The following is a 5,200-nucleotide window of genomic DNA, read 5'->3' as shown; positions in this document are numbered from 1 at the left end:
CTTCCATATCACCCAGAAAAATACCACATTTTCAGCCACTTGCCAAGCCTTTCTCGAACCCACTTCTAGAATTTGCTTGAGTAGTTACAAAAAAATAAGCAACTTTTCAGAAAAAACGGCGATAATAAAAATAGGTATATTTTTTATGTCGAAATTTGAACAAAAGACAAGCCTGTCCATCGGCATGGATCCTTCTACGGCCGAGTACCTAAAGTCGTCGGTGACGGACTGGCTAGAGCCCTTTATTTGTGAAAATGGACATGATGAATGTCTCAGAGAAGGGGATAAGTGCATCCCGGCCGAAGATATAAGCTTTGAGTTGAACAGGATCCTAAAGGACAACAAGTTAGACAGGGTAGAGGCCCCGTTATTTTACGCGACAATAGCTGAACTTGCGGATGACGGGTATCTTACAATGAATGAGGCTCTTAATGTTACCCTTTGGCTAACGGCCTCCCCGGCTAGCCGCATCCTTGGAAATCTGCAGAACATGGACATGTCGGATTCGGATAATAATGAGCGTGAAGATTTCATGGGGCTTTCGCCCTTTGTAGGATCTGTGCAAAGTTATATGCTCATGTTCAAAAGTGATGATGCAAAAATGCTGGCGGTCATACAACAGACCTTGATGGTCGCTGAACAGATCCAGTATGATATTGAATTTGCCGAGGATGTCTACCAGACACTTACAGACAATGAGCGGTCATATCTAAACTTTATCAGCGCCGAGAACCTTTGGGGCATCTCTTACCTGATCGCGGATCAGACCTTTTCGTCTCTTGAAGTAGATGGCGTCAGAAGGTACTTGGAACGGCTTAGAAGCATCGGAACCGGGTCCCTCATATTTTTAGCAGGCCTGTTAAAAGGATATCTTATCGATAACGATCCGTTCGTTCAGGAATTTTTGCACAGCTCATATGGTAAAGTATCGATGATCGGACCGCTCTATCAACAATCAAAATCCACCGTATTTGAGGAGCTTGGAGATAGTTATTATAAACAATATTGTGTTGATTCTGTGTGGCTTGCTGTTGAGTGCGGCGCATACAGATTTGCCGAGGTGTTGGTGGACAGATATGAGAACAATACAAAAGTAAAGATAAAAGGGCGTGATTTCGAACATGTTCTTCCGTCCGGTCTGTTCCGGTTTTTCAACGGGCCCGTTACAAGACTTGGCAACGCTTTGGGGTCGCTTGATAGTGCAGTATCCTATATTTCAGGAGGAGTTGTCGGTAGGCTCGCGGCAAGAGGTTTAAGGGGACAAAAAGTAGTTGCAGCATCTTTGAGAACGCTGGGACCTGTCCGAAAATTACTACCCGGCATTGAATGGGTTGCGGTAAATGCCGGAGATAGCTTGATGGGCTGGCGCGGGATCAAGTGGCTTGTCAATTTTTCCGCTGAATGGAGCAAATTGTCGGTTTATAGCTATGGCGGTTCTGTCCTGGGAGGAGACGACGGCGCTCAGGCCGGTGCAATGATCTATCTGTTTGGTCTCGGTTCGTCGGTCATGTTTAGATCAGCGATGGAAGGGGTTTTATCGAGAGATATCATCAAGGCCGACATTGAGGCCATCTCGTCCGGAAATATCTCCGATGCCGCCATGCAGATAATAAGGCGATCCGAAGAAATGTCGGCAGTTGAGTTGGAAAACCTTGCAAAAAGGATCGCTCGTTCCGCAACAAGAGGTGCTGATTTAACTCTGCCAAAAGGAATGAACTCTGCACAACTGGCAAACCGTTTAACGAAACTTAGGGGAGAGATCGCAAAGATAGAACGAATTGAGACTAATATGTTCGATGCGCTAGACAGAATAACGTCTCTTCAGAGCGAAATATTAACAACTGCTGCCAAAAATGGTGAAGCTGTTAGAATACAAGCCATTGAAGATATGTATGCACAGCTTGAAAAGATAGATAAACTGCACATTGGCGGGGATATTACATTTCAGCAATTACAGACAGCTGCTGCAAAAATCAGGGACGTAAAAAACAGGCTCGATGCGATTCTGGGGGATATAAAAGGACAGCTAAAGGTTGAAAAAAAACCTGCGCCATCTGCTGCCCCGACGACCAGGAAAGCCGGTGCTAAGGCTAGTGAAAGGCGTGTTTCAACAGAAAGGCCAGCGTTGGAACATCCGGACAGAATACCGGTCGAAAAAAGCGGCGCCGGTCCCGGCAAACAAAAAATCAATAGAACCGTAGTTACTGTTGCCGACCCTGCACAGGCTATTTTGACAAACCCTCCTTTGGAACTGTCACCAGTTCTGCTTTCAGCCGTTTCAAGAGGAAGGGTTAGCTTTGCAAATGGATGCACTGAGCTGAAGGGATGGTACCATAGAACAACACCCGCCAATAGAAAAGCTCTTTTACGAAGGATCCATGAACTGTCGCTAGGGGAGTTGAGAGGATGGAAAGTGTCAACTAGAAATTCGGTTATTTCACATGCGAGAGTTGCAAGAAGTTTTCGGTTATTCGTGGAAAGAGATGGAAATGGATTTTATAAGATCACCAATCTCAAACATCGTGGAAATATACACGGATGGCGCGAAGGTTATTGAGGGCACCTCTAAAAACCCGTAAATTGCTCGTTCGTCCTGAGCCTGTCAAAGGATGAACCGTTATAAATCAACGTGTTGCAATTTTCATGGTTCGACAAGCTCACCATGAACGGAGGTTTTTAGAGGCGCCCTTGAGTTTGTTTTGCGCGAGGCTGTTTTCCAAACAAAGTGTAGCTCCAGATCGTATATCCTATCACAAGCGGCATACCGATGATCGCGATGATGATCATTACCGTTAAGGTCAGAGGGGAAGAAGAAGAGTTCATAAGGGTAAGGCTGAACTCTTCGCCGTTCCTTGCAGGGACGATCATGGGAAAGAGCGCGGCACCGATCATCCCAAAGTTGGAGATAATCGCTATCGTTGATGAGACAAATGAGCCGAACCTGGCCGTCTTCACTATCATTATAATGGAGAGGACCGGCAGAGCCCAGAGCTGAGGATGGGTCGCGAAGTTCACGAACAGATGCTTCTGCCATATATATGACAGGAGAAGGACCTCAAGAAAGATGATAAGGTAGCTATACGCGGCATATTTTGCAAAATAGGTGGAAAGAAGCGAAATGTCGCCGGACGCCCTGTTCTTGATGAAAAGGGCACCATGCACCGCGAACATCAAGACCGAAAGTAGTCCAAAGGTGAGGGCGTACGGGTTCAAGAGTTCAAGGAACGTTCCGGCGTAGTCCATTCCGGCGTTCAGGGAGATACCGCGAAGGATGTTGCCTATCGCAACGCCGAAAAGAAGCGCCGCCAGGAGACTGCCCAGCCCGAACGAAACATCCCAGAGCTTGTGCCAAGCGGCCGAATCATGCTTGTTCCTGAATTCTATGGCAGCCGCGCGGAAGATGAGCGCGGCCAAAAGCAGCATGAACGCCAGATAGAATCCCGAGAATACGGTTGCATAAACGTGGGGGAACGCGGCGAATATGGCGCCGCCGCCGGTAAGCAGCCACACCTCGTTACCGTCCCAAAATGGACCTATTGCCGCGTAGATAGCGCGTTTGTCATCTTCCCTTCCGGCGAAGAGAGAAAGTATCCCGGCGCCAAGGTCAAAGCCGTCGAGGACGGCATAGACCGTCAATAGCGCCAGTATGATAAAATACCATGTAACCTGTAGAAAGCTCATGTTTGCACCTCCGGTCCTTTGGCCATGTGACGACGTATGAGAAAGAGCCAGGAGAAGAAGAGAAGGAGATATATCAGGGAGAAAAGTATTATCGAGAAGAGAACCTGTCCGGCCGGCACTGTCATCGATGCGGCATCGCCCGTTTTAATTACATGATAGACCGCCCACGGCTGGCGTCCTACCTCGGCGGATATCCAGCCAAGGTCGTTCGCGATGAAAGGCAGCGGTACAGAGATAAAAAGTAGCCATAAGTATGCGCGCATCGTCCATAATCTTTTAAAAATGAGGAGGAGAATTCCAAGCCCCGTAAGACCAATAAAATACATGCCCAGCCCCACCATCAGGTGGAACGCGGTGAACGTTATGGCAAGGGGGGGTCGAAGATCCCTGGGAAAATCGTTCATCCCCTTTATTTCGGCGTCAAACCTTCCGTGAGTGAGGAGCGAAAGAAGACCGGGGATCTTTATCGCGGCAATTATCCTGTCGTTCTTTTCATCGGGGATGCCGAAAAGAATGGCCGGCGCATCTTTTTGTGTTTCATACAAGCCCTCGAACGTGGCCAATTTTTCCGGCTGTGTTAGCGCTACCTGAATGGCGTGATAGTGGCCAAGCCCTACTTGGGCAATAGAAGATATAAATCCTACGATCAATGCCATCTTTAAGGATCTCTTGGCAATGTCCTCATATCTTCCTTTAAGGAACATGTGGGCTGAAACGGCCGCCATGAACAACGCGCCGGTTATGAAGGCGCCGCATATGGTATGAAGATATCTTGGAATGGTGGAAGGGTTGAAAGTCGCCGCCCAAAAATTTGTGAGCACTGCGCGGCCCCCTTGTATCTCATATCCTACCGGTGTCTGCATCCATGAATTGGCGACTATTATGAAGAAGGCGGAGAGCATGGTCCCCACGGCCAGGAAGATGGAACATATATAAAGCGTCCTCTTTGAGAGCTTTCCGAAACCGTAGATAATAACGCCGATGAATATCGACTCCATGAAGAAGGAAAATATCCCCTCCGCCGCCAGCGGGGCGCCGAATATGTCGCCCACGAACCTTGAATAGTTGGACCAGTTGGTCCCGAACTGGAACTCCATGACGATCCCTGTGGCAACGCCCATCGCGAAGGTAATGACAAAGAGTTTGAACCAGAACTTGACCAAGTCCCCCCAGATGGGTTCTTCGGAGTTCTTATATTTTCGCATTAAAAAGACGATTATCCATGCAAGGCCTATGGAGAGTGGTGGAAAGATAAAATGAAAGCAGCTTGTAATGGCGAACTGCAACCTTGAAAGAAAAACGGTGTCCATAATAACCCTTTATTTAGAGCCTGTCGGGGAATGCCACTTATGCGTCATTGCGAGGAGCGTAGTGACGAAGCAATCTCCCGTAACTACTTGATTTCGTGAGATCGCCACGTCGCCCCTTGGGCTCCTCGCGATGACAAAACTGAATTCCCCGACAGACTCTAGGGCACCTCTATAAACTACTCACGCTGTCATTGCGAGCCCCGAAGGGG

At 48.1% G+C, this 5,200-nt stretch carries 3 protein-coding genes; 1 reads left to right on the top strand and 2 read right to left on the bottom strand.

Annotated elements, in window-relative coordinates:
• The first annotated feature begins 76 nt into the window (after positions 1-76).
• Positions 77-2,557: a hypothetical protein gene (locus COV46_03160; GenBank protein ID PIR17689.1), complete on the top strand. Its 2,481-nt coding sequence runs from the start codon at positions 77-79 to the stop codon at positions 2,555-2,557.
• Between the two features lie 119 nt (positions 2,558-2,676).
• On the opposite strand, the gene cydB is transcribed toward COV46_03160, so the two are convergent.
• On the bottom strand, positions 2,677-3,681 hold the full coding sequence (gene cydB, locus COV46_03155) for a cytochrome d ubiquinol oxidase subunit II (GenBank protein ID PIR17688.1): 1,005 nt from the start codon (positions 3,679-3,681) through the stop codon (positions 2,677-2,679).
• The gene (locus COV46_03150; protein PIR17687.1) at positions 3,678-4,991 is read right to left on the bottom strand and encodes a cytochrome ubiquinol oxidase subunit I; all 1,314 of its coding nucleotides are present in this window, start codon (positions 4,989-4,991) and stop codon (positions 3,678-3,680) included. The genes cydB and COV46_03150 overlap by 4 nt, the downstream gene beginning before the upstream one ends.
• Between the last annotated feature and the right edge of the window lie 209 nt (positions 4,992-5,200).

It is taken from the genome of Deltaproteobacteria bacterium CG11_big_fil_rev_8_21_14_0_20_49_13, from assembly GCA_002796305.1.
Taxonomy (GTDB): domain Bacteria; phylum UBA10199; class UBA10199.
This window is presented reverse-complemented; position numbering and strand designations above follow the sequence as displayed.

Bases quoted from the DNA above. Each gene is read 5' to 3' on its own strand.
- cydB (PIR17688.1), bottom strand. From the start codon at position 3,681: ATGAGCTTTCTACAGGTTACATGGTATTTTATCATACTGGCGCTATTG.
- COV46_03150 (PIR17687.1), bottom strand. From the start codon at position 4,991: ATGGACACCGTTTTTCTTTCAAGGTTGCAGTTCGCCATTACAAGCTGC.